Raw genomic sequence first — 20276 nt, forward strand, 5'->3', positions numbered from 1 at the left:
TCCGGCGGGCGGGGCGGGCGGACACCGACCATGATCGCCCGAAAGCTCTCAGCCGCTCCAGCCCCGTTCCGCGGCCTCGGGAAAGGCCGGGGATCAGGGCTCAGGACTTCTCGGGGCCGTACCAGAGCGTGGTCGCGTTGCAGAACTCGCGGATGCCGTGTCCGGCCAGCTCACGCCCGTAACCGGAGCGCTTGATACCGCCGAAGGGCAGCGCCGGGTGCGAGGCGGTCATCCCGTTGAAGAAGACCCCGCCCGCCTCCAGGTCACGCGCGCACCGCTCCTGCTCCCCCGCGTCCCGCGTCCATACGTTGGAACTCAGCCCGAAGGGGGTGTCGTTGGCCAGGTGCACCGCCTCGTCGAGGTCGGCGACCCGGTAGAGGGTGGCGACCGGGCCGAAGGTCTCCTCGCGGTGGATGCGCATGGCGGGCGTGATCCCGGCGAGCACGGTCGGCCGGTAGAACCAGCCGTTCTCCAGGCCGCCGCCGAGCTTGTCGGGCCGGCCGCCGCCGCACAGGACGGTGGCGCCGCGCTCCACGGCGTCGTCCACCAGCTCCTCCAGATCGGTGCGGCCCTGTTCGCTGGAGAGCGGCCCGATGTCGGTGTCCTCCTCCAGCGGGTCGCCGACGGTGAGAGCCCGCATCCCGGCGGTGAAGTGCTCGGCGAACGTGTCGTAAACGTCGGCGTGGACGATGAACCGCTTGGCCGCGATACAGGACTGGCCGTTGTTCTGGACGCGCGCGGTGACCGCCGTGGCCGCGGCCTTCTCGACGTCGGCCGAGGGCAGCACGACGTACGGGTCGCTGCCGCCGAGCTCCAGCACCGTCTTCTTGATCTCGTCACCGGCGGTGGCGGCGACGGCGCGGCCGGCCGGTTCGCTGCCGGTGAGGGTGGCTGCGGCGACCCGGGGGTCGCGCAGGACGGCGTCGACGGCGCCCGAGCCGATCAGCAGCGTACGGAAGCAGCCGGCCGGGAATCCGGCGCGGTGGAAGAGGTCCTCCAGGTAGAGCGCGGTCTGCGGCACGTTCGACGCGTGCTTGAGGAGGCCGGTGTTGCCCGCCATCAGGGCGGGAGCGGCGAAGCGGACCACCTGCCAGAGCGGGAAGTTCCACGGCATCACGGCGAGGACGACACCGAGCGGGCGGTAGCGGACCAGGGCCCGGGAGGCACCGGAATCCTGTACGTCATCGGAATTCGGGTGCTCGTCGGCGAGCAGGCGCTCGGCGTTGGCCGCGTACCAGCGCATCGCCTTGGCGCACTTGGCCGCCTCTGCGCGGGCCGCCGTGACCGGCTTGCCCATTTCGAGCGTCATCGTACGGGCGATGGTGTCGCGGTCCGTATCCAGCAGGTCGGCGGCCCGGTTCAGCCAGGCGGCGCGCTGTTCGAATGTGGTGGTGCGGTACTGCTGGAAGGTGGTGTGGGCGGCGGCGATCCTGCGCTCGGTCTCCTCCTCGCCCAAGGCGTCGTAGGACCTGATCAGTTCGCCGTTCGCGGGGTTGACCGTCGCGATGGGCATGGTAGTGGCCTCCTTGCATCGATGCTTCGACGGTGCCGCGTCGTCGGACGCGACGCGGCCCCTCCTCCCGCACGTACCCGGCCGACACGGATCATGCGTGCCGGGTGGGGCACGTTCCGCGTCGGCCGGGCGGGCGAGCTGTCGGGGACCTACACGAGCGCCGCCGAAGGGGTGCGGCGGGATTCGCGGACGCCTGGCAGCGGCGGGTACGGGAGCAGTCCCGCGGTCTGCTGCGCCTGGGCGTAGCGGGTGAACCAGACCACCTTGCCGTCCGTGGTCCGGCACGTCCCCCAGCTGTCGCTGAGCGCCATCACCCGGCTCAGCCCGCCGCCGGCCGGCAGCAGCCGCGGCATCCGCGCGCTGTCGTCGGCGACGGAGACGGTGACGTGCCGTCCGGTCCAGCGGAGTTCGACGACACACCGGTTGGTGTCGCCGACATGCCGGTGGACATTGGTCAGGAGTTCGTCCATGGCCCGGCACACCGGCCGGACGTGGAGTTCGAGACTCCAGTGACGAAGGTGCGCGGCGACGATGCGCCGCACCTGGGAAACGCGCTCTGCCGACACCTGCAGTTCGACCGAATAGTGCCGGTCGAGTGGAACGGTCATCGTCGAGGCTCCTCATCGCGAGGCCCACATGCTTCACCTCGTCGTACCAACGACCCCCGAACACGAAGCGTGAGCACCAATCACTTCTGGGTCACTCAACAGGGTGACTCGGGTGCGCCGTCCGCGCAACAGATGAGCTGTCGGCGCTGGTGAGGGGCGTCGGGCCGGCGCGAAAGCGGTCAGAGGAGGTACGGCAGCAGCCGGTCCGGGGTGAGCGGCAGTTCGCGGATCCTGGCGCCGGTGGCGTGGCGGACCGCGTTGCCGATGGCGGCCGCCGTGCCGACGATGCCGATCTCGCCGATGCCCTTGGAGCCCATGGGGTTGAGGTGGCGGTCGTCCTCGTCGATCCAGTGCGCCTGGATGTCGAGCGCGTCGGCGTGGACGGGCACGTGGTAGGCGGCGAGGTCCTTGGCCGTGAAGTCGCCGAAGACCGGGTCGATGGCGGAGCCCTCGGTGAGCGCCATGCCGATCCCCATGACCATGCCGCCGGTGAACTGGGAGCGGGCGGTGCGGGCGTTGAGGATCTTGCCCGCGGCGTAGACGCCGAGGAGCCGGCGGACCCGGACCTCGCCGGTGACGGAGTCGACGGCCGTCTCGGCGAAGTGGGCGCCGAAGGCGTGCCGGGCGTACGGGGACTCGGCGGCGGTCTCCTCCCCGGTGTCGCCGGTGGTGGTGAACCCCTCGGCTGGCAGCGGGCCCCGGTGCTCGGCGAGGCGGGCGGCGAGAGCGGTGGCCGCCTTGTGCACGGCCCAGCCCCAGGAGGCGGTGCCGGAGGAGCCGCCGGCCAGTGGCGCGGTGGGCAGGTCGGTGGAGCCGATGGCCACGTCGACGCTCTCCACGTCCGCGGAGAGCGCCGAGGCGGCGATCTGCGCGAGGACGGTCCGGGCGCCGGTGCCGATGTCGGTGGCGTTGACCTCGATCCGGAAGGCTCCGTCGGCCGCCGCGTGGGCGCGTGCGGAGGACCGGGAGACGAGGACGGGGTACGTCGCGGAGGCCACGCCCGTACCGAGGAGCCAGCGGCCCTCCTGGCGGGCGGCGGGACGCGGGTCGCGGCCCTGCCAGCCGAACCGCTGGGCGCCCTCGCGCAGGCAGGCGGCCAGGCCCCGGCTGCTGAAGGGGCGGTCGCTGTCCGGTTCGGTGGCCGGGTCGTTACGCAGCCGCAGTTCGACCGGGTCCATGCCGAGCGCGGAGGCGAGTTCGTCCATGGCCGACTCCAGCGCGTACATCCCGGGGGCCTCGCCGGGTGCGCGCATCCAGGAGGGGCTGGGGACGTCGAGGGCGGTCACCTGGTGGGTGGTCGTGCTGTCCGGCGATCCGTACATCGTGCGGGCGGGTACGGCGGCCTGCTCGACGAACTCCTTGAGGGTGGAGGTCTGGGTGACGACCTCCTGCGAGAGCGCCTGGAGCGCGCCGTCGAGGTCGGCGCCGAGGCGCACCCGCTGGATCGTCGGGGCGCGGTGGCCGACGACCTCCGCGAGCTGGGCGCGCGGGAAGACCATCTTCACCGGGTGGCCGGTGTGGCGCGCGGCCATGGCGGCCAGGACCGCCTGCGGCCGGGTCGTGCCCTTGGAGCCGAAGCCGCCGCCGACGTGCTCGGAGACGACGGTGATGTGCTCGGAGCCGAGGTCGAGGGCCTGGGCGAGGCTCTTGCGTACGGCGTCGGAGCCCTGGCTGGAGTCGTGGACGGTGAGGTGTCCGTCCGTCCACCACGCGGTGGCGGCGTGCGGCTCCATCGGGTGGTTGTGGAGCGAGGTCAGGTGGTAGGTGGCGTCGACCTGGACGGGAGCGGCGGCGAAGGAGCGCTCGAAGTCGCCGCGCCTGCGGACGGCGGGGAAGCCGCCGTTGGCCTCCTCGGGTGTGTAGAGGCCCGGGTGGTCCTCGGTGAGGGTCACGTCGTGCTCGGTGGACTCGTACTCGACGAGCAGCCGCCCGGCGCCCGTCCGGGCCGCCTCCGGGGAGTCGGCGACGACGAGGGCGATCGGCCAGCCGTGGTGCGGGACCCGGTCGCTCTGGAGGACGGCGAGGATCGGGTCGTCGGGTTCGGCGAGCCGGGGCGCGTTGTCGTGGGTGAGGACGGTGTGCACGCCGGGGACGGCGAGCGCGTCGACGGCGCGTACGGCGGTGACCCGGCCGGCGGCGATGGTGGCCGGGACCGGCCAGGCGTACAGGCATCCGGGCGGGGTGTGCTCGGCCGCGTACCGGGCGGTGCCGGTGACCTTGTCCCGGGCCTCCCTGCGGACGACGGGCGCACCGGTGAGCTGCGGGGCGTGGGACATGGCGGCGGGGCCTCCGGTCGGTGGGGGGTCAGGCGGTCGGGTCGGCCTCGGAACTCCGCGGGCCGGTGAGCTCGCCGAGGACGTCGAGGGCGACGCGGCGGACGAGGTCCACCTTGAAGGCGTTGTCGCGCAGCGGCTGGGCCTCGGCGAGTTCGGCGATCAGGGCGTGCTGGAAGGCGGCTGGTGTGGCGGGGGCGCCGAGCAGTTCGGCCTCGGCGCGGCGGGCGCGCCACGGGCGGTGGGCGACGCCGCCGAACGCGAGCGTGGCCCGTTCCACGCGGCCGGCATCGACCTGGAGGGTGGCGGCGACGGAGACCAGGGCGAAGGCGTACGACGCGCGGTCGCGGGCCTTGCGGTAGCGGGAGACCGTGCCGGGGGCCGGCGGCGGGAGCACCACCTCGGTGATCAGCTCGCCGGGGCGGATCACGGTGTCCTGGTCGGGGTTCTCGCCGGGCAGCCGGTGGAACTCGGTGACCGGGACCGCCCGTTCGCCTTCGGGTCCGAGCAGCAGCAGGGTCGCGTCGAACGCGGCGAGGGCCACGGCCATGTCGGACGGGTTGGTGGCCACGCACTCGGTGGAGTGCCCGAGGATCGCGAGGTCGCGGTGGTGGCCTTCGCGGGCGGGGCAGCCGGAGCCGGGGAGCCGTTTGTTGCAGGGCTTGGAGACGTCCTGGAAGTAGGTGCAGCGAGTGCGCTGGAGGAGGTTGCCGCCGGTGGTGGCGGTGTTGCGGAGCTGTCCGGAGGCTCCGGCGAGCAGCGCCTGCGAGAGCGCCGGATAGGTACGGCGTACGTCGGGATGCGCGGCGAGGTCGCTGTTGCGGACGGTGGCGCCGATGCGCAGGCCGCCGTCCGGGGTCGGGGCCACCCGGTCCAGCGGGAGCCTGGTGACGTCGATGAGGAGGCCGGGTTCCTCGACGCCGAGTTTCATGAGGTCGACGAGGTTGGTGCCGCCGCCCAGGAAGCGGGCTCCCGCTCCTTCCGCGCAGAGCCGTACGGCTTCGGCGGTGGTGGTGGGTCGCTGGTAGCCGAACGGTTTCACGGGGTCACGTCCTCGATGGCTTCGACGATCCGGGGGTAGGCGCCGCACCGGCACAGGTTGCCGCTCATCCGCTCGCGGATCTCGTCCGCGTCGAGAGGGGCGGGGTCGGCGGTCAGGGCGTCGGGCGGGGTGGCGTGGGACGGGTGGCCGTCGGCGGCCTCCTTGAGCATCCCGACGGCCGAACAGATCTGCCCGGGCGTGCAGTAGCCGCACTGGAGGGCATCGCGTTCCACGAAGGCCTGCTGCAGAGGGTGGAGGGTGTCGCCGTCGGCGAGACCCTCCACCGTGGTGATCGCGGAGCCGTCCTGGGCGACGGCGAGCAGCAGGCAGCTGTTGGCGCGACGGCCGTCCACGAGGACCGTGCAGGCTCCGCACTGGCCGTGGTCGCAGCCCTTCTTGGCACCGGTCAGGCCGAGCTGTTCGCGTAGCAGGTCCAGGACCGTGGTGCGGTGGTCGAGCGTCAGCACGGTCTCCTCCCCGTTGATGTGCAGGGTCACGGTGGACCGTTCGACGGTGACCGGTTCCGGTGCGGTGACCGTCTCCAGGGCGAGGGAATCCATGCGTGAACACCTTTCACTTCGGGCTGCTGTCGGGGCGACGAGGGCGCGTCAGCGGTTCTCCAGGCGCAGCCGTACCTCCTGCTCCTGGTCCCCGGCCGCCGTACCGACGACGCGTACGGCGAACGCGCCGGTGAGGTGCGTACGGAGCCGGTCGACGGCCCAGTAGCCACCCTGGGCGTCCACCGTGACCGGCGCGGAGAGCGTGACGGGTTCGGCGGCGGCCTTCGGCTCGGAGACGTCGACGGTCGTGACCCAGACGGTCGGGCGGGGGCCGCTCGTGGCCTCGGGCTCGTCGCCCGCGTCGCGGTCGGAGTCGAAGGCGCTGCCGAGCACGCCGAACACGCTCCGCGCGTCCGCGAGGTCGCACCGGCTCAGCGACACCAGGACCTCCTCGCCGTGGCCGGCCGTGGCCGCGTCACCGTTTCGTTCCGGGGTGCTGTTCACGAAGGTTCCTTCCGTGGGGTGCCGGCCTCCTGGTCACCTCCAGGCTCACCCCGCACCGGGCCGACGGCGACACGGGAGGGCCGAAGGGCGCTACAGCTCGCGCAGAGCGGGCGGGAGGGACCTCTCCGCCCCCGAGATGAAGGACTGCCGGTGTTCCCCCGCCGATCTGGACGTTCTCGGCGAGGATCTGCAGCGTCGCGGCCTTCTGGGCGACGAGGGCCAGGTGGTAGCGGGTGGTCGGAGGTGACGGAGAAGTCGAATCCCGCCCGCTCCGCGGCCACCACATCCCGGACGAGCTCTCGCGGTCCGGTCTGCCCGGTCATCATCGCGAAGCCGATTCGCACCATGCGAAACGCTTTTCCCGTGACATACTCATAAAACATGAATTGATGTGACTGGCCGACTGACAACCTTCCCCCGGGGTATGCGGCAACCATGGACGTATCGAACGGAGCCACGCAGTCGCTGGCCGCCCTGCTCGCCGACGGGACGGGCGCGTTGGCGGCCATCCTCTTCCCCATCGCCGCGCTCGCCGTGGTGGGGCTGCTGATCGGGGGGTTCGTGCTGGGCAAGCGGAAGAAGGATGCCGAACTGCCTCCGCCGCTCCCCCACGAACAGCCCGTGAAGCCGGAGGGCCGCACCCACATCGACGCGCACGACCCGCACGCCTCCGACCGCTTCCCCGAGGACGGCAGCGCCCTCACTCCTCACCAGCTGGACGACCACGGCAACGCGCCGCTCCCACCCCACCAGGATGATCCGCGCACCGATACGGATCCTCCCCGCAGCTGATCCGTTCCCCTACGGGGGACGGATCCGCCGGCCCCCTCGTCACCGGAGGTAGTGATGAGCCGGTCGGCAGCCGACCGACAGACCCGCCTCACCGTCCTGGTCGCCCTCGCGGCCAACCTGGTGATCGCGGCCGCCAAGACCGTGGGCGGGCTCATCTCGGGCTCGCCCGCGCTGCTGTCCGAAGCGGCCCACTCGGTCGCCGACAGCCTCAACGAGATCTTCCTGCTCGCCGCGCTCCGGCGCAGCCGCCGCCCCGCCGACGCCCGTCACCCGTTCGGCTACGGCAAGGAACGCTACTTCTGGGCGCTCCTCGCGGCGGTCGGCATCTTCGTGATGGGCGGCTGCTTCTCGTTCTACCAAGGGCTCCACGCGCTGCGGCGCGACGACGACGAGTCCCCCACCGGCTACACCGCGGGGCTGATCGTGCTCGGCGTCGCCCTCGTCGCCGAGAGCACCTCGCTGGCGCGGGCGCTTCACCAGGCGCGCGGCAAGAAGGGCGCGGCCATCGACCCGGCCCTGCGCACGGTCATCGCGGAGGACAGCACGGCGGTGCTCGGCGTCAGTCTGGCCATCGCCGGCATGTCGCTGCACCTGGCCACCGGCAGCGTGGCCTGGGAGGCGGCCGCCTCGCTGGGCATCGGGCTGCTCCTGGTCTACGTCGCCTTCCGGCTCGGCCGGAACGCCCGGGACCAGTTGATCGGGGAGTCCGCCGACCCGGAGCTCCAGCGCGAACTCGTGGGCTTCCTGATGCGCCAGCGGGAGATCGACAACGTGGCCGAGCTCCTCACCATGCGCATGGGCATGCACTCCGTCCTGGTGGCGGCCCGCATCGATCTGGCCCCCGGCATCGACAGCGAGCAGGTGGAGGAGGTCTCGATGCGCGTCCGGCGGGCGATGTCGCAGCGGTGGCCGCAGGCGGACCAGGTCTTCCTGGACATCACGAACGCGCCGCCGCGCATCGGGCTGTGAGCGTGGCCCGCGTTGCGCCGCCGCACGGGCCGCCCGAAGGTGGGTGCTGGACCGCAAGCGGCCGCCCCCGCGCCGCCCACCCGTGAGAAGGCAGTGGACCATGACCGGAAGCGAGCCCCGTACGGCCCCCTCGGCGGCGCCCCTGACCGGCCCCGCCGCCCCGTGCTGGGTCACCTTGATGACCCGGGACCTCCAGGCCGCCCAGCGGTTCTACGGCGGTCTCCTGGGCTGGTCGTTCCGCCCGGGACAGGTCGGCGCGGAGTTCTCCGTGGCCCGGCGCAAGGGCATCCCGGTGGCGGGCATCTTCGCCGTGTCGACCGCGTACCAGGTGGCGGTGGCCTGGACGCCGTACTTCTCGGTGGCCGACGCGGACGTGGCCGCCGCCCGGGTGCGGGAGCGCAGCGGCACGGTGGCGGTGGGGCCGCTGACCCTCGGCAAGGGGCGCGGCGTCCTGGCCTCCGACCGGGACGGTGCCGCGTTCGGCCTCTGGGAGCGCACCGAGCCCGGCACCTCGCCGCCGGCTCCTGACGGCCACGCGCACGCCTGGCTGCGGCTGCGGACCCGCAACGCCTTCGACGCGGCGATCTTCTACGGCCAGGTACTCGACTGGGCGAGCGGACGTCCCGGATGCTGCGACGTCGCGTACGAGGGTGACGAGGTCATCGTGCGGTGCGAGGGGCGGCCGCTGGCCCGGATCAGCTCCGGTGCGGTGGAGGCGGCCGTCGATCCGCTGGTGCGCCCGCACTGGCAGGTCCAGTTCCCGGTGGCGGACGTCCCCGTGACGGTCGCGGCGGCCGAGCGGGAGGGCGGCTCCCTGGTCGAGGAGCGGTCCGTCCTCGGCGGCAGGGAGGCCACCCTGCGGGACCCCGACGGCGCCCTGTTCACGGTGACCGACGTGCGGGGTCCGGAGAGCTGACCGCTCAGCTTTCGGAGCGGACGCGCGGCGCGTCCTCGCGAGGTCCGGAGCGGCCGCGGGCCAGGGCCCAGAGGGGGAAGATGAACCAGCAGGCCAGGAACCACAGCGCTATCCCGCCGACCAGCCAGAGGGCGAACGTGTTGTGGAGCGCGACCCGCATGATCAGCAGCAGGGTCGAGCACATCGTCAAAAAGAGCAGCACGAGACCGAGGACGGTCATGCGTGACGCCCAGATCACCGTCTCCGGCTTCATCCGGCGGCCGGTGAGCAGCCGGTGGTAGGTGACGGGGCCGATGAGCGCGGCGACGGTCGCGGAGCCGAGCACCACGGTGACGACGTAGATGTCACGGTCCACTTCCGAAAGGTCGCCGAACCTCGGCTGGAACACCACGGCGAGGAGAAAGCCGAAGAGGATCTGTACGCCGGTCTGGGCGACGCGCAGCTCCTGGAGCAGCTCGGACCACTGCCGGTCCGCTCTCTCGTCCTCGGTCTCCTCGCGGCCTCTGCCGTTGCCCTCCGACACGCGGATCCCCTCTGTTCGATATGACCGGGCGCTGACACACCCGTTCGATCCGGGACTACAGATGCCCCGGTCGCCCAGAACCAATCCACCGGGAACGGCGCCCACTTCCCACTCGACCCGGTCGCGCCGGCCCACTAAGATCTCTGCCACGGCATCGCGCGTCGGTCACCGTCCGGGTGAGGCGTGGAGGTGGCCCGTGAGTGCCCGTTGGAGGCATTCCACCGTGTCGGTCGAGTTGAACCACACCATCATTCATTCCCGCGACAACCGCGAGTCCGCCGCGTTCCTGGCGGATCTGCTGGGCCTGGAAGTCGGAGAGGAATGGGGCCCGTTCATCCCCGTCGTCCTCGCGAACGGCGTCACCCTGGACTTCGCGACGGTCCCCGAGGAGTCCATCGCTCCGCAGCACTACGCGTTCCTCATCTCGGAGGCGGAGTTCGACGCGGCGTTCGACAGGATCCAGGAGCTGGGCATCGCCTACTACGCAGATCCGCATCGAAAGCTCCCGGGCGAGATCAACCACAACGACGGCGGCCGGGGTGTCTACTTCCCCGATCCGAGCGGCCACGGCATGGAGATCATCACCCGCCCCTACGGCGGCTGAGCGCGGGCCTTCAACGCCCCACGGGGAGCAGGAGCTCGGGGCGGTCCCACATCACCGCGGGCGGGTTCGCCCGGACGGTGCCGGTGGTCTCGGCGCCGACACTCCGGTAGAAGCCCTCGGCGGGCGGGTGCGCCACGATCCGTACGCCGCTCAGGCCCGCCCGCCGTGCCTCCTCGCGCAGATGACCGATGAGCAGCCGCCCGATGCCGAGCCCCTGCGCCTCGTCGGCGACGAACATCAGGTCCAGCTCGGGCGGCTGGAGGACCAGCGAGTAGAAGCCGAGGACCCGGTCGTCGCCGGGGTCGGCGGCGACGAAGACCCGGTGCGCCTCGATGTAGTCCGGTCCGACGCGGTAGCCGGCGACCATCGGGGCGTACGGGCCCTCGTAGGCGCGTGACGTCCGCACCAGCCGGGTGAGCCTGCGGGCGTCGCGGGCGGTGGCCCGCCGGACCAGGGGGTCCGGGCGGTGCGGGCCGCGGCCGGAGTTCGTAACACCTGGTCTCATGCGTCGAGTATTACGTACGACAGCATCGGCACGCCATGTGCACGGTACACGGAGCACTCCGTGAGGCCGTCACGCATGAACGGCTGTTCGGGGGTACACGGACCCTGCACGTCGCCCGGTGGTTGCTCCGCCGGGCCGGACGAGAGGGGTTGACCACCGTGCGACAACGAAGCTGCGGACCGGCCGATGAGCGGCGGGGGCGGTAGCCGTGACAACAGTGATCATCATCATCGCCGTGGTCCTCGTCGCGGCCGCCGGCGTCTACTTCTTCCTGGTCCGCGGCGGCGCGGGCGGCGGGCGGAGCCTGCGCGGCCGCTTCGGCCCCGAGTACGACCGGGTGGTCGAACGGCACGGCGGCGACACCAAGGCGGCCGAGCACGAGCTCGGTGAGCGGGTGAAGCGCCACGGCGACCTGGAGAAGCGGCCGCTGACCGAGGCGGCCCGCGCGGAGTACACCGCACGCTGGGCCCGTACGCAGGAGCAGTTCGTCGAGTCGCCGCAGCAGGCGCTCCACGAGGCCGACGCGCTGCTGGCCGACCTCGCCCGCGACCGGGGCTTCCCCGGCGAGAGCTTCGAGGACCGCACCGACGCGCTCTCCGTCCACCACGCCGACCATGTCCACGGCTACCGCAGGATGCACACCGCACGGAACGACTCCACCGGCACCGAGGAGATGCGCGAGGCCTTCGTCGAGGCCCGCGGTCTCTTCGACGCGCTCATCGCGGACGGCCCGGCGCCTCGCGACCACGGCAACCGACAGCTCACGAAGGAGCACGGCACATCATGACGCAGATTCCGAACAGCACCGGCGACACCGGCTCCACGCCGAACCGGCCCACCCCGTCGACCGGGGCCGAACGCGTCCCGCCGGTGACTCCTCCCGGCGACCCGCTCGGCACGCCCGTAGCGCCGACGGCAGCCAAGCCGTCCGGCTCCCCGCAGACGACCACCCGCACGGATGGCACGACCACGTCGGCGGCCGATCCCGCGCACACCGACAAGACGCACACGGACCCGGCGCACACCGACAAGACCCACGCCGACCCGGTGCACGCCGACAAGACCCACGCCGACCCGGCCCGTACGGACAAGGCGCGGGAGACCGGTCGCACGACGGCCTCCTCCGGGCGGACGGACACGGCCGGGGAGAACGGCCGCCCGCTCTTCGCGGCCGAGGCGCGGGAGAAGTTCGACGCACGCATCCACCAGGCCGTGGCCGGTTTCGTGGAGAACCCGCGCCAGGCGGTGCAGGAGGCCGACGCCACCTTCGACGAGGTCGTCGCCGAGCTCACGAAGGCGCTGGCCGACCGGTCACGCCTGCTGCGCGCGGACCGGGACGGCGAGCGGTCGGAGGCGGGGACGGAGGATCTGCGGATCGCTCTCCAGCACTACCGCGACCTGACGGAGCGCCTCGTACGCCTCTGAGCGGTGACGGACAAGGGCCGGCCCCACCTCGGTGGGACCGGCCCTCGCTTGCGTGCGGCCCGCGCGCTCACTCGCCGTGGCTCTCCCCCTGGTGGGTGGCGGGCCGGCTGGTGCCGGGTCCGGGCGTGGGCTCCGGGTCCGGCCCCGCCACCCGGCCGACACCGAAGGCGATGGCGAAGACGGCGGCGACCGCGGCGGCGAAGGCCGCGATCCTCAGTCCGGTGTTCATGGCAGTCCCCCAGCGGACGACGACGGATTCCGATGCCGCTCAACATACCCCCTAGGGGTATAAGTGTCACGCCGGAGCCCGCACCGGAGCTCAGCCGGTGATCACCAGCCCCTCGCGCAGCCGGTCCAGCACGGGTTCGGGGATCCGCAGACCGGCACGTACGTATCCGTCGAGGCCGCCCCACCGCTCGTCCATCGCGTCGAGCGCCGCCTCCAGATAGCGCGGGCGCACCTCGACGATGGCCGCGGCGACGGCGGGATCACCGCCGCCGTCCAGGAACTTCTGGACGTATGGAGCGAAGGCGGCCCGGACGGCCGGGTTGACCGCGAGGAAGTCCTGTCGAACGGTCTCGCGGGAGGCACCCAGGATCATCAGCAGAACGGCCGCGCCCCACCCCGTACGGTCCTTGCCCGCCGTGCAGTGGAAGAGGACCGGCCTGGCGCCGGGGTCGGCGGCGGTCTCCAGGAAGGCCCGGTAGGCGGCCGCCGCGCCGGGCGAGAGCACCATCTTGCGGTAGGTCTCCGCGAACAGCTCCTCGGCACGGCCGCCGCCCAGCGCGCGTTCCGCCTCGCCCGGATCGGCGAGCAGCGCCTTGAGCCGGGCCGGCGCGACGCCCGGGTGGTCGCCGAGGACGTCGGCGACGAAGAGCCGGGCCCGGTCGGGGAGCCGGTCCGGGGCCCACTGGCGTTCGTCGGCGGTGCGCAGGTCGACGACCGTACGGATGCCGAGCGCGGCCACCGCACGGTCGCGGTCCGGCTGCAGGTCGCTCAGCTGTGCCGAGCGGAAGAGGACGCCTTGCCGCACCCGGCGGTCGCGGCCCAGGGCGATGCCGCCCAGGTCGCGCAGATTGACAACGGTGGCGGCCGGAACGGTCCGGGCGGTCTGCACGATGAACTGCCTCTTTCCTGATGAGAACGCCTGGGGCTCCAGCGGCCCAACGACCCACCCAGCCCACCGGCCGGAACTCAGTCCGCCAGCAGATTCGCCTTCTGCTCGGCGAACTCGGCGTCCGTGAGCACGTCCCGCCCCCAGAGTTCGGCGAGCCGCTCCAGCCGGGTGATGATGTCGTCGCCCTCGCCCTCCCCGGCCTCGTCCGTCTCCGCCGCGGCCGCGCCGAAGCGCTCATGGGCGACGAAGCCGCCGCCGGCCTCCCGGAAGGTGCGGGCGAGCGGCGAGGTCCACAGGTCCTCCCGGACGACGAGAGCGACCACCTCACCCTGCGGCACGCTCCGCTCCAGCACCGCGATCTCCCCGGCGCCCAGCGCCACGGCCGCCCCGCCCTCCGCCGCAGCCGGCGAAACCGTGCCCTCCGGATCCAGCTCCCCCAGCTCCACCGGCGCCAGCGCACCGCCTTCGGCGCGGCGGACGAAGGCCAGGTCCGCTGCGCGCACGGCACCGGAGGCCACGGCATCGGCGAGGACGGGCACGACGGCCCCGGTGAAGCCGCTGCCGGGGAAGGCGATGACGAGGTGTTCCACAGGTCCGACGGCCACGGTCGCGTCCTCTCCGCATCCCGGCGGCCGCGAGGGCTCCGGGGTGGATACGGGCATTCCAGGGATTGCATAAGAAACCGGAAAACTTCGCACATAATATGCATCAACAGTCGAATTCACCCCGTTGTCGAGATGGCCGTGTTGCACCCAAAACGCCCGGACTCCGAGCGAGCGAAGACGTCGTGCCCAGTAACGCGACGGTACGTAAACGTTCAAGCGCGGACCGGAGAGGGCAAGGTCACAGCACGTGCCCCTGCTGCTCATTCCCCGCGCTGGCCTAGCATCTGAGCATGACGGTCCAGCCTGCTGACGGGCTCTCTCCGGCCGCCGCGTTCCCCGACCCCTCCCATGACCAGTGGCAGAGCCTCGTCGAAGGCGTACTGCGCAAGTCGGGCAAGGAAGTCTCGGGCTCGGCCGCCGAGGAAGCGCTGTCCACCACAGTGGAGGACGGGCTCACCACCCGGCCTCTCTACACCGCGCACGACACCTCGCCGGACACCGGTTTCCCCGGCTTCGCGCCCTTCACCCGGGGCAGCCGCGCCGAAGGGAACGCGGCGGGCGGCTGGGACGTGCGCCAGCGCCACGCCCTGAGCGACCCCGCCGGGCTCAACGAGGCGGTGCTCGGCGACCTGGAGAACGGGGTCACCTCGCTCTGGCTCACCGTGGGCGGCCCGGCCGGCGTCCCCGTGGGCTCGCTCGGCCGCGCCCTGGAAGGCGTCTACCTCGACCTCGCACCCGTCGCGCTCGACGCTCCGGCCGATCTGGACGCCGCCGCCACCGAGCTGCTGGGTCTGTACCAGGAGCGGGGCGTCGCCCGGAGCGAGGCGCGCGGCACGCTGGGCGCCGACCCGCTGGGCCACGAGGCCCGGACCGGCATCGCGGCGGACCTCACCGCCGCCGTCCACTGGGCGAAGGTCTGCGGCGCGGAGTATCCGGGGCTGCGCGCGGTCGCCGTGGACGCGCTCCCGTACCACGAGGCCGGCGGTTCGGCCGCCAAGGAGCTGGGACTCTCGCTGGCGACCGGCGTCGCCTATCTGCGGGCGCTGACGGCGGCCGGGCTCGGTGTAGGGGCGGCCTGCGCGCAGCTGGAGTTCCGTTACGCGGCCACGGCCGACCAGTTCCTGACGATCGCGAAGCTGCGGGCCGCGCGCCGGCTCTGGTCGCGGGTCGCCGAGGCGTCGGGAGCGCCCGGGGCCGGAGCGCAGCGCCAGCACGCCGTGACATCGCCGGTGATGATGACGCGCCGCGACCCGTGGGTGAACATGCTCCGCACCACACTCGCCACACTGGGCGCGGGGGTCGGCGGCGCCGACTCCGTCACCGTTCTGCCGTTCGATCACGCGCTGGGCCTGCCGGACGCGTTCGCCCGGCGCATCGCCCGTAACACCTCCACGATCCTGATGGAGGAGTCGCATCTGGCCCGGGTCATCGACCCGGCGGGCGGCTCCTGGTACGTGGAGCGGCTGACCGACGAACTGGCCGCGGCTGCGTGGGCGTTCTTCCAGGAGACCGAGCGGGCGGGCGGACTGCCCACAGCTCTGCGCTCCGGAATGGTCGCGGAGCGGCTCGCCGCCACCTGGGCGGCCCGCAGTGCGAAGCTGGCACGCCGCAAGGAGCCGGTGACCGGGGTCAGCGAGTTCCCGATGCCGTCCGAGCGGCCGGTGGAACGCGAGCCGGCGCCCGATCCGTACGCCGGTGCTCCGGGCGGTCTGCCCCGGGTACGGCGCGACGAGGCGTTCGAGGCGCTGCGGGCCCGGTCGGACGCGCACCTCGCGGCGACGGGCGCGCGGCCCAAGGTGTTCATCGCCGCGCTGGGTCCGGCCGCCGCGCACACCGCACGGGTCTCGTTCGCCGTCAACCTCTTCGGGGCGGGCGGGATCGAGGCGGTGCATGAGCCGGTGTCGGTGGACGCGGCGAGCGCCGCCGACGCGCTGACCGCCTCCGGTGCGGATGTGGCCTGTCTCTGTTCGTCGGACGCGCTGTACGCCGAGCAGGCGGATCAGGTGGCCGGGGCGCTGAAGTCGGCGGGCGCGGCCCAGGTGTTCCTGGCAGGACGTCCCGGCGAGTACGCCGGTGTCGACTCCTACGTCTTCGCGGGCTGCGACACGATCGCCGTTCTCACCTCCGTACTCGACCGCATGGGAGTGGCGTGATGCAGACATCGCCCACGGAACAGAAATCCGCCGGGAAATCCACCGTTCCGGACTTCTCCGAGGTCGCGCTGGAGTCCTCCGCTCCCCCGGCCGCCTCCGCCCGGGAGTGGCAGGCCGCCGTGGCCGAGGCGGCCGGCGGGGCCGAGGCCCCGCTCTGGGAGACGCCCGAGGGAATCACCGTCAAGCCGCTCTACACCGGTGAGGACCTGGAGGGCCTGGACGCGCTGCACAGCTACCCGGGCATCGCCCCGTATCTGCGCGGTCCGTACCCGACGATGTACGTCAACCAGCCCTGGACGATCCGTCAGTACGCCGGTTTCTCCACGGCCGAGGAGTCCAACGCCTTCTACCGGCGCAACCTCGCGGCCGGGCAGAAGGGTCTGTCGGTCGCCTTCGACCTGCCGACCCACCGGGGGTACGACAGCGACCATCCGCGCGTCACCGGTGACGTCGGTATGGCCGGGGTGGCGATCGACTCCATCTACGACATGCGCCAGCTGTTCGACGGCATTCCGCTGGACCGGATGTCGGTGTCGATGACGATGAACGGCGCGGTGCTGCCCGTACTGGCGCTGTACATCGTGGCCGCCGAGGAGCAGGGCGTACCGCCCGAGAAGCTGGCCGGGACCATTCAGAACGACATTCTGAAGGAGTTCATGGTCCGCAACACCTACATCTATCCGCCGACCCCGTCGATGCGGATCATCTCCGACATCTTCGCGTTCACCTCGCAGAAGATGCCGCGCTACAACTCCATCTCGATCTCCGGGTATCACATCCAGGAGGCCGGTGCGACGGCCGATCTGGAGCTGGCGTACACGCTGGCCGACGGGGTGGAGTATCTGCGCGCCGGGCAGGAAGCCGGCCTGGACGTCGACGCGTTCGCGCCCCGCCTGTCGTTCTTCTGGGCGATCGGGATGAACTTCTTCATGGAGGTCGCCAAGTTGCGGGCGGCCCGGCTTCTCTGGGCGCGCCTGGTCAAGCAATTCGACCCGAAGAACCCCAAGTCCCTTTCGCTGCGCACCCATTCGCAGACCTCGGGCTGGTCGCTGACCGCGCAGGACGTGTTCAACAACGTGACGCGTACGTGCGTGGAGGCGATGGCCGCGACCCAGGGCCACACCCAGTCGCTGCACACCAACGCGCTGGACGAGGCGCTGGCACTGCCGACCGACTTCTCGGCGCGGATCGCCCGCAACACCCAGCTCCTGCTCCAGCAGGAGTCCGGTACCTGCCGGGTCATCGACCCGTGGGGCGGCAGCGCATACGTCGAGAAGCTGACCCGCGACCTGGCGGAGCGGGCCTGGCAGCACATCGAGGAGGTGGAGGCGGCCGGCGGGATGGCGAAGGCCATCGACGCGGGCATTCCGAAGCTCCGGGTGGAGGAGGCGGCCGCCCGTACGCAGGCGCGGATCGACTCCGGGCGGCAGCCGGTGATCGGGGTGAACAAGTACCGGGTGGAGACCGACGAGAAGATCGACGTGCTCAAGGTCGACAACTCCTCGGTGCGCACCCAGCAGATCGAGAAGCTGCGCCGGCTGCGCGAGGAGCGCGACGAGGTGGCGTGCCAGGAGGCGCTGCGGGCGCTGACGGCCGCTGCCGAGCGGGTGCCGGGTCCGGGGCTTGAGGGAAATCTGCTGGCGCTCGCCGTGGACGCGGCGCGGGCGATGGCCACGGTCGGTGAGATCTCGGACGCGTTGGAGAAGGTGTACGGGCGGCACGCCGGGCAGATCCGTACGATCTCCGGTGTGTACCGCAAAGAGGCAGGAGACTCCCCGTCGGTGGACCGCACCCGCGCGCTGGTCGACGCGTTCGAGGAGGCGGAGGGGCGCCGGCCGCGCATCCTGGTCGCCAAGATGGGCCAGGACGGCCATGACCGGGGCCAGAAGGTGATCGCCACGGCCTTCGCCGACCTGGGATTCGACGTGGACGTCGGCCCGCTGTTCCAGACGCCGGGCGAGGTGGCACGGCAGGCGGTCGAGGCGGACGTGCACATCGTGGGCGTCTCCTCGCTGGCTGCCGGGCACCTGACGCTGGTGCCCGCGCTGCGCGAGGAGCTGGCTGCCGAGGGCCGGGAGGACATCATGATCGTGGTCGGCGGGGTGATTCCGCCGCAGGACATCGAGGCGCTGCACGAGGCGGGCGCAACCTCGGTCTTCCCGCCGGGAACGGTGATCCCGGACGCGGCCCACGACCTGGTGACGCGGCTCGGTGCCGCGCTCGGCCACGAGCTGTGAGCCGCTGACCGGATGGCTGCCAAGATCGACATCGACAGTTATGTGCGGGGAGTGCTCGACGGGAAGCGGGCGTTCATCGCCCGCGCGATCACGCTCGTCGAGTCGACGCGGGCCGAACACCGGGTGCTGGCGCAGGAGTTGCTGAGCCAGTTGCTGCCGCACGCCGGGAAAGCCCGGCGGATCGGGATCAGTGGTGTGCCGGGCGTGGGCAAGTCCACGTTCATCGACGCGCTCGGCACGATGCTCACCGGGCTCGGCCACCGGGTGGCGGTGCTGGCCGTCGACCCGTCGTCCAGCCGTACCGGCGGCTCCATCCTGGGCGACAAGACCCGGATGGAGCGGCTGGCGGTGGACACGGCCGCCTTCGTACGCCCCTCCCCCACGGCGGGCACGCTGGGCGGGGTGGCGAAGGCGACCCGCGAGTCCATCGTGGTGATGGAGGCGGCAGGGTATGACGTGGTACTCGTGGAGACGGTGGGGGTCGGGCAGTCGGAGACGGCCGTGGCCAACATGGTCGACACGTTCCTGCTGCTGACACTGGCCCGCACCGGCGACCAGTTGCAGGGCATCAAGAAGGGTGTCCTGGAGCTGGCGGACGCCATCGCGGTGAACAAGGCGGACGGCCCGCACGAGCGCGACGCCCGGTCGGCGGCGCGTGAACTGGCGGGCGCACTGAGGCTGATGCACCCGGTGGACGCGGCCTGGACGCCTCCGGTGCTCACCTGCAGCGCCCGCGAGTCGACCGGGCTCGACACGCTGTGGGACCGCCTGGAGCAGCACCGTACGGTCCTGGAATCCACCGGCCGACTTGCGGCCAAGCGCCGTGACCAGCAGGTGGACTGGACCTGGTCCATGGTCCGCGACGAGCTGCTGGACAGCCTGCGCAGCCACCCTGCCGTACGGAAGCTGGCGCCGGAGCTCGAACAGCGCGTACGCGAAGGGTCGTTGACGGCGACGCTGGCCGCCGAGGAGATCCTGCACGCGTTCCGGGGCGACGAGCCCGCCTGAGCCGTCGCGATACAGACCGATGGGCCCCTGGACGGAGGGGCCCATCGGCGTTTCAGGGGACGTCGGCCGACCGGGGGTCAGGCGGCGACCGGGGGTGCGCTCACGGTCGGCACGACGACGGGGGTGCCGTCGGAGGTGGCGGTGAGGATCTCGGCCTCGATGCCGTACAACTCCCGTACGAGGTCGGCGTCGACGATCTCGCGCGGCGGGCCGGAGGCGACGATCCGCCCGGCGCGCATGGCGACCAGGGTGTCGGCGTACCGGGCGGCACCGGCCAGGTCGTGGACGACCATGACGATGGTCCGGCCCTGCGCCGCGACCTCGCGTACCAGGTCGAGAACCTCCACCGCGTGGCCGATGTCCAGGGCGCTGGTGGGCTCGTCGAGCAGGACGATCGGGGTCTCCTGGGCGAGGGCCATGGCGAGCCAGCACCGCTGGCGCTGGCCGCCGGAGAGCTGGTCGAGCCGGCGGTCGGCGAGGCCGGTCGTGCCGGTCGCCTCCAAGGCGCGGGTCACCGCTTCCTCGTCCTCGTGCGACCACTGGCGGAACAGCCCCTGGTGCGGGTGGCGTCCGTACCGTACGAGTCCGGCGACGGTCACCGCCTCGGGGGCCTGCGGGGCCTGGGGCAGCAGGGCGATGCGGTGGGCGGCGTCCCGCTGGCGCAGCTCCCAGATGTCGGAGCCGCCGGCGAACACCTGGCCCGAGCGGGGCTGGTGGAGCCGGGCCACACAGCGCAGCAGGGTCGACTTGCCGCAGCCGTTGGGCCCGACGATGGCCACCACCTGGCCGGATCCGACGGTCAGATCGACACGGTCCACGGCGGTATGACCGGCGTATCCAGCGGTGAGCTGTTCAACACGGATGTCCACGAGGACCGGCCTTTCCAAGGAAATGGGGCATCATCTTGCCTGACGCCAGTAAAGTAAGGCTAACCTTATCTCGCCGAGGAGGCGTCGGCGGCCTCGTGCTGCCGGAAGCCCCT

At 72.1% G+C, this 20276-nt stretch carries 21 protein-coding genes and 1 pseudogene; 9 read left to right on the plus strand and 13 right to left on the minus strand.

The window, feature by feature from the left end:
• Positions 1-100 precede the first annotated feature (100 nt).
• The 7 genes and pseudogenes from ACIRR8_RS19395 to ACIRR8_RS19425 form a co-directional block, all read right to left on the minus strand.
• Positions 101-1513: an NADP-dependent succinic semialdehyde dehydrogenase gene (locus ACIRR8_RS19395; RefSeq protein ID WP_404066028.1), complete on the minus strand. Its 1413-nt coding sequence runs from the start codon at positions 1511-1513 to the stop codon at positions 101-103.
• Between the two features lie 149 nt (positions 1514-1662).
• Positions 1663-2121: an ATP-binding protein gene (locus ACIRR8_RS19400; protein WP_404066030.1), complete on the minus strand. Its 459-nt coding sequence runs from the start codon at positions 2119-2121 to the stop codon at positions 1663-1665.
• A gap of 179 nt (positions 2122-2300) precedes the next feature.
• Positions 2301-4397 carry a xanthine dehydrogenase family protein molybdopterin-binding subunit gene (locus tag ACIRR8_RS19405; RefSeq protein WP_404066033.1) on the minus strand — a complete coding sequence of 699 codons (2097 nt, stop codon included), beginning with the start codon at positions 4395-4397 and terminating at the stop codon, positions 2301-2303.
• Positions 4398-4425: 28 nt separating this feature from the next.
• Positions 4426-5436: an FAD binding domain-containing protein gene (locus ACIRR8_RS19410; protein WP_404066035.1), complete on the minus strand. Its 1011-nt coding sequence runs from the start codon at positions 5434-5436 to the stop codon at positions 4426-4428.
• Entirely contained in the window at positions 5433-5996 is a 564-nt protein-coding gene (locus ACIRR8_RS19415) for a 2Fe-2S iron-sulfur cluster-binding protein (protein ID WP_404066038.1), read from the minus strand. Before ACIRR8_RS19415 ends, ACIRR8_RS19410 begins: the two co-directional genes overlap by 4 nt.
• Before the next feature lie 48 nt (positions 5997-6044).
• On the minus strand, positions 6045-6440 hold the full coding sequence (locus ACIRR8_RS19420; RefSeq protein WP_404066040.1) for a hypothetical protein: 396 nt from the start codon (positions 6438-6440) through the stop codon (positions 6045-6047).
• Positions 6441-6549: 109 nt separating this feature from the next.
• Positions 6550-6787: pseudogene (locus ACIRR8_RS19425) on the minus strand (LLM class F420-dependent oxidoreductase); the annotation flags it as partial.
• An 88-nt stretch (positions 6788-6875) separates the two neighbouring features.
• Here ACIRR8_RS19425 and ACIRR8_RS19430 point away from each other — a divergent pair.
• The 3 genes from ACIRR8_RS19430 to ACIRR8_RS19440 all read left to right on the plus strand — a co-directional run bounded on the left by ACIRR8_RS19430 (position 6876) and on the right by ACIRR8_RS19440 (position 9117).
• The gene (locus ACIRR8_RS19430) at positions 6876-7232 is read left to right on the plus strand and encodes a DUF6479 family protein (protein ID WP_404066043.1); all 357 of its coding nucleotides are present in this window, start codon (positions 6876-6878) and stop codon (positions 7230-7232) included.
• Between the two features lie 54 nt (positions 7233-7286).
• Positions 7287-8201, plus strand: coding sequence for a cation diffusion facilitator family transporter (locus ACIRR8_RS19435; RefSeq protein ID WP_404066045.1), 915 nt, complete (start codon positions 7287-7289; stop codon positions 8199-8201).
• 100 nt (positions 8202-8301) lie between these two features.
• Positions 8302-9117: a VOC family protein gene (locus tag ACIRR8_RS19440; protein ID WP_404066048.1), complete on the plus strand. Its 816-nt coding sequence runs from the start codon at positions 8302-8304 to the stop codon at positions 9115-9117.
• A gap of 4 nt (positions 9118-9121) precedes the next feature.
• On the opposite strand, the gene ACIRR8_RS19445 is transcribed toward ACIRR8_RS19440, so the two are convergent.
• On the minus strand, positions 9122-9640 hold the full coding sequence (locus tag ACIRR8_RS19445; protein WP_404066050.1) for a DUF6328 family protein: 519 nt from the start codon (positions 9638-9640) through the stop codon (positions 9122-9124).
• 223 nt (positions 9641-9863) lie between these two features.
• Here ACIRR8_RS19445 and ACIRR8_RS19450 point away from each other — a divergent pair, with 223 nt between their 5' ends.
• Positions 9864-10244 (plus strand): VOC family protein, encoded by a 381-nt coding sequence (locus ACIRR8_RS19450; RefSeq protein WP_404066052.1) that lies wholly within the window; start codon positions 9864-9866, stop codon positions 10242-10244.
• A gap of 10 nt (positions 10245-10254) precedes the next feature.
• Here the strand turns inward: ACIRR8_RS19450 and ACIRR8_RS19455 are convergent, their stop codons facing one another.
• A complete protein-coding gene (locus tag ACIRR8_RS19455) occupies positions 10255-10749 on the minus strand; it encodes a GNAT family N-acetyltransferase (protein ID WP_404066054.1) in 495 nt (164 codons plus the stop codon).
• A gap of 208 nt (positions 10750-10957) precedes the next feature.
• Between ACIRR8_RS19455 and ACIRR8_RS19460 the strand changes: the two genes are divergently transcribed.
• The gene (locus ACIRR8_RS19460; RefSeq protein ID WP_404066057.1) at positions 10958-11536 is read left to right on the plus strand and encodes a hypothetical protein; all 579 of its coding nucleotides are present in this window, start codon (positions 10958-10960) and stop codon (positions 11534-11536) included.
• Positions 11533-12174 carry a hypothetical protein gene (locus ACIRR8_RS19465; RefSeq protein ID WP_404066059.1) on the plus strand — a complete coding sequence of 214 codons (642 nt, stop codon included), beginning with the start codon at positions 11533-11535 and terminating at the stop codon, positions 12172-12174. Before ACIRR8_RS19460 ends, ACIRR8_RS19465 begins: the two co-directional genes overlap by 4 nt.
• A 67-nt stretch (positions 12175-12241) precedes the next feature.
• Here the strand turns inward: ACIRR8_RS19465 and ACIRR8_RS19470 are convergent, their stop codons facing one another.
• The 3 genes from ACIRR8_RS19470 to ACIRR8_RS19480 all read right to left on the minus strand — a co-directional run bounded on the left by ACIRR8_RS19470 (position 12242) and on the right by ACIRR8_RS19480 (position 13896).
• On the minus strand, positions 12242-12403 hold the full coding sequence (locus ACIRR8_RS19470; RefSeq protein ID WP_404066062.1) for a hypothetical protein: 162 nt from the start codon (positions 12401-12403) through the stop codon (positions 12242-12244).
• Positions 12404-12493: 90 nt separating this feature from the next.
• Positions 12494-13291 (minus strand): tyrosine-protein phosphatase, encoded by a 798-nt coding sequence (locus ACIRR8_RS19475; protein WP_404066065.1) that lies wholly within the window; start codon positions 13289-13291, stop codon positions 12494-12496.
• A 77-nt stretch (positions 13292-13368) separates the two neighbouring features.
• A complete protein-coding gene (locus ACIRR8_RS19480; RefSeq protein WP_404066068.1) occupies positions 13369-13896 on the minus strand; it encodes a DUF6325 family protein in 528 nt (175 codons plus the stop codon).
• A 290-nt stretch (positions 13897-14186) separates the two neighbouring features.
• Here ACIRR8_RS19480 and ACIRR8_RS19485 point away from each other — a divergent pair, with 290 nt between their 5' ends.
• From ACIRR8_RS19485 to meaB, 3 genes are read left to right on the plus strand one after another with little or no spacing between them, the layout of a single operon-like run.
• Positions 14187-16049 carry a methylmalonyl-CoA mutase family protein gene (locus ACIRR8_RS19485; RefSeq protein WP_404066070.1) on the plus strand — a complete coding sequence of 621 codons (1863 nt, stop codon included), beginning with the start codon at positions 14187-14189 and terminating at the stop codon, positions 16047-16049.
• The gene (gene scpA / locus ACIRR8_RS19490; RefSeq protein WP_404066073.1) at positions 16049-18286 is read left to right on the plus strand and encodes a methylmalonyl-CoA mutase; all 2238 of its coding nucleotides are present in this window, start codon (positions 16049-16051) and stop codon (positions 18284-18286) included. Before ACIRR8_RS19485 ends, scpA begins: the two co-directional genes overlap by 1 nt.
• A gap of 12 nt (positions 18287-18298) precedes the next feature.
• Positions 18299-19294, plus strand: coding sequence for a methylmalonyl Co-A mutase-associated GTPase MeaB (meaB, locus tag ACIRR8_RS19495; protein ID WP_404066076.1), 996 nt, complete (start codon positions 18299-18301; stop codon positions 19292-19294).
• A gap of 77 nt (positions 19295-19371) precedes the next feature.
• Here the strand turns inward: meaB and ACIRR8_RS19500 are convergent, their stop codons facing one another.
• On the minus strand, positions 19372-20163 hold the full coding sequence (locus tag ACIRR8_RS19500) for an ABC transporter ATP-binding protein (protein ID WP_404066079.1): 792 nt from the start codon (positions 20161-20163) through the stop codon (positions 19372-19374).
• Positions 20164-20276: the final 113 nt, after the last annotated feature.

The organism is Streptomyces sp. NPDC101178, from assembly GCF_044767965.1.
Classification (GTDB): domain Bacteria; phylum Actinomycetota; class Actinomycetes; order Streptomycetales; family Streptomycetaceae; genus Streptomyces.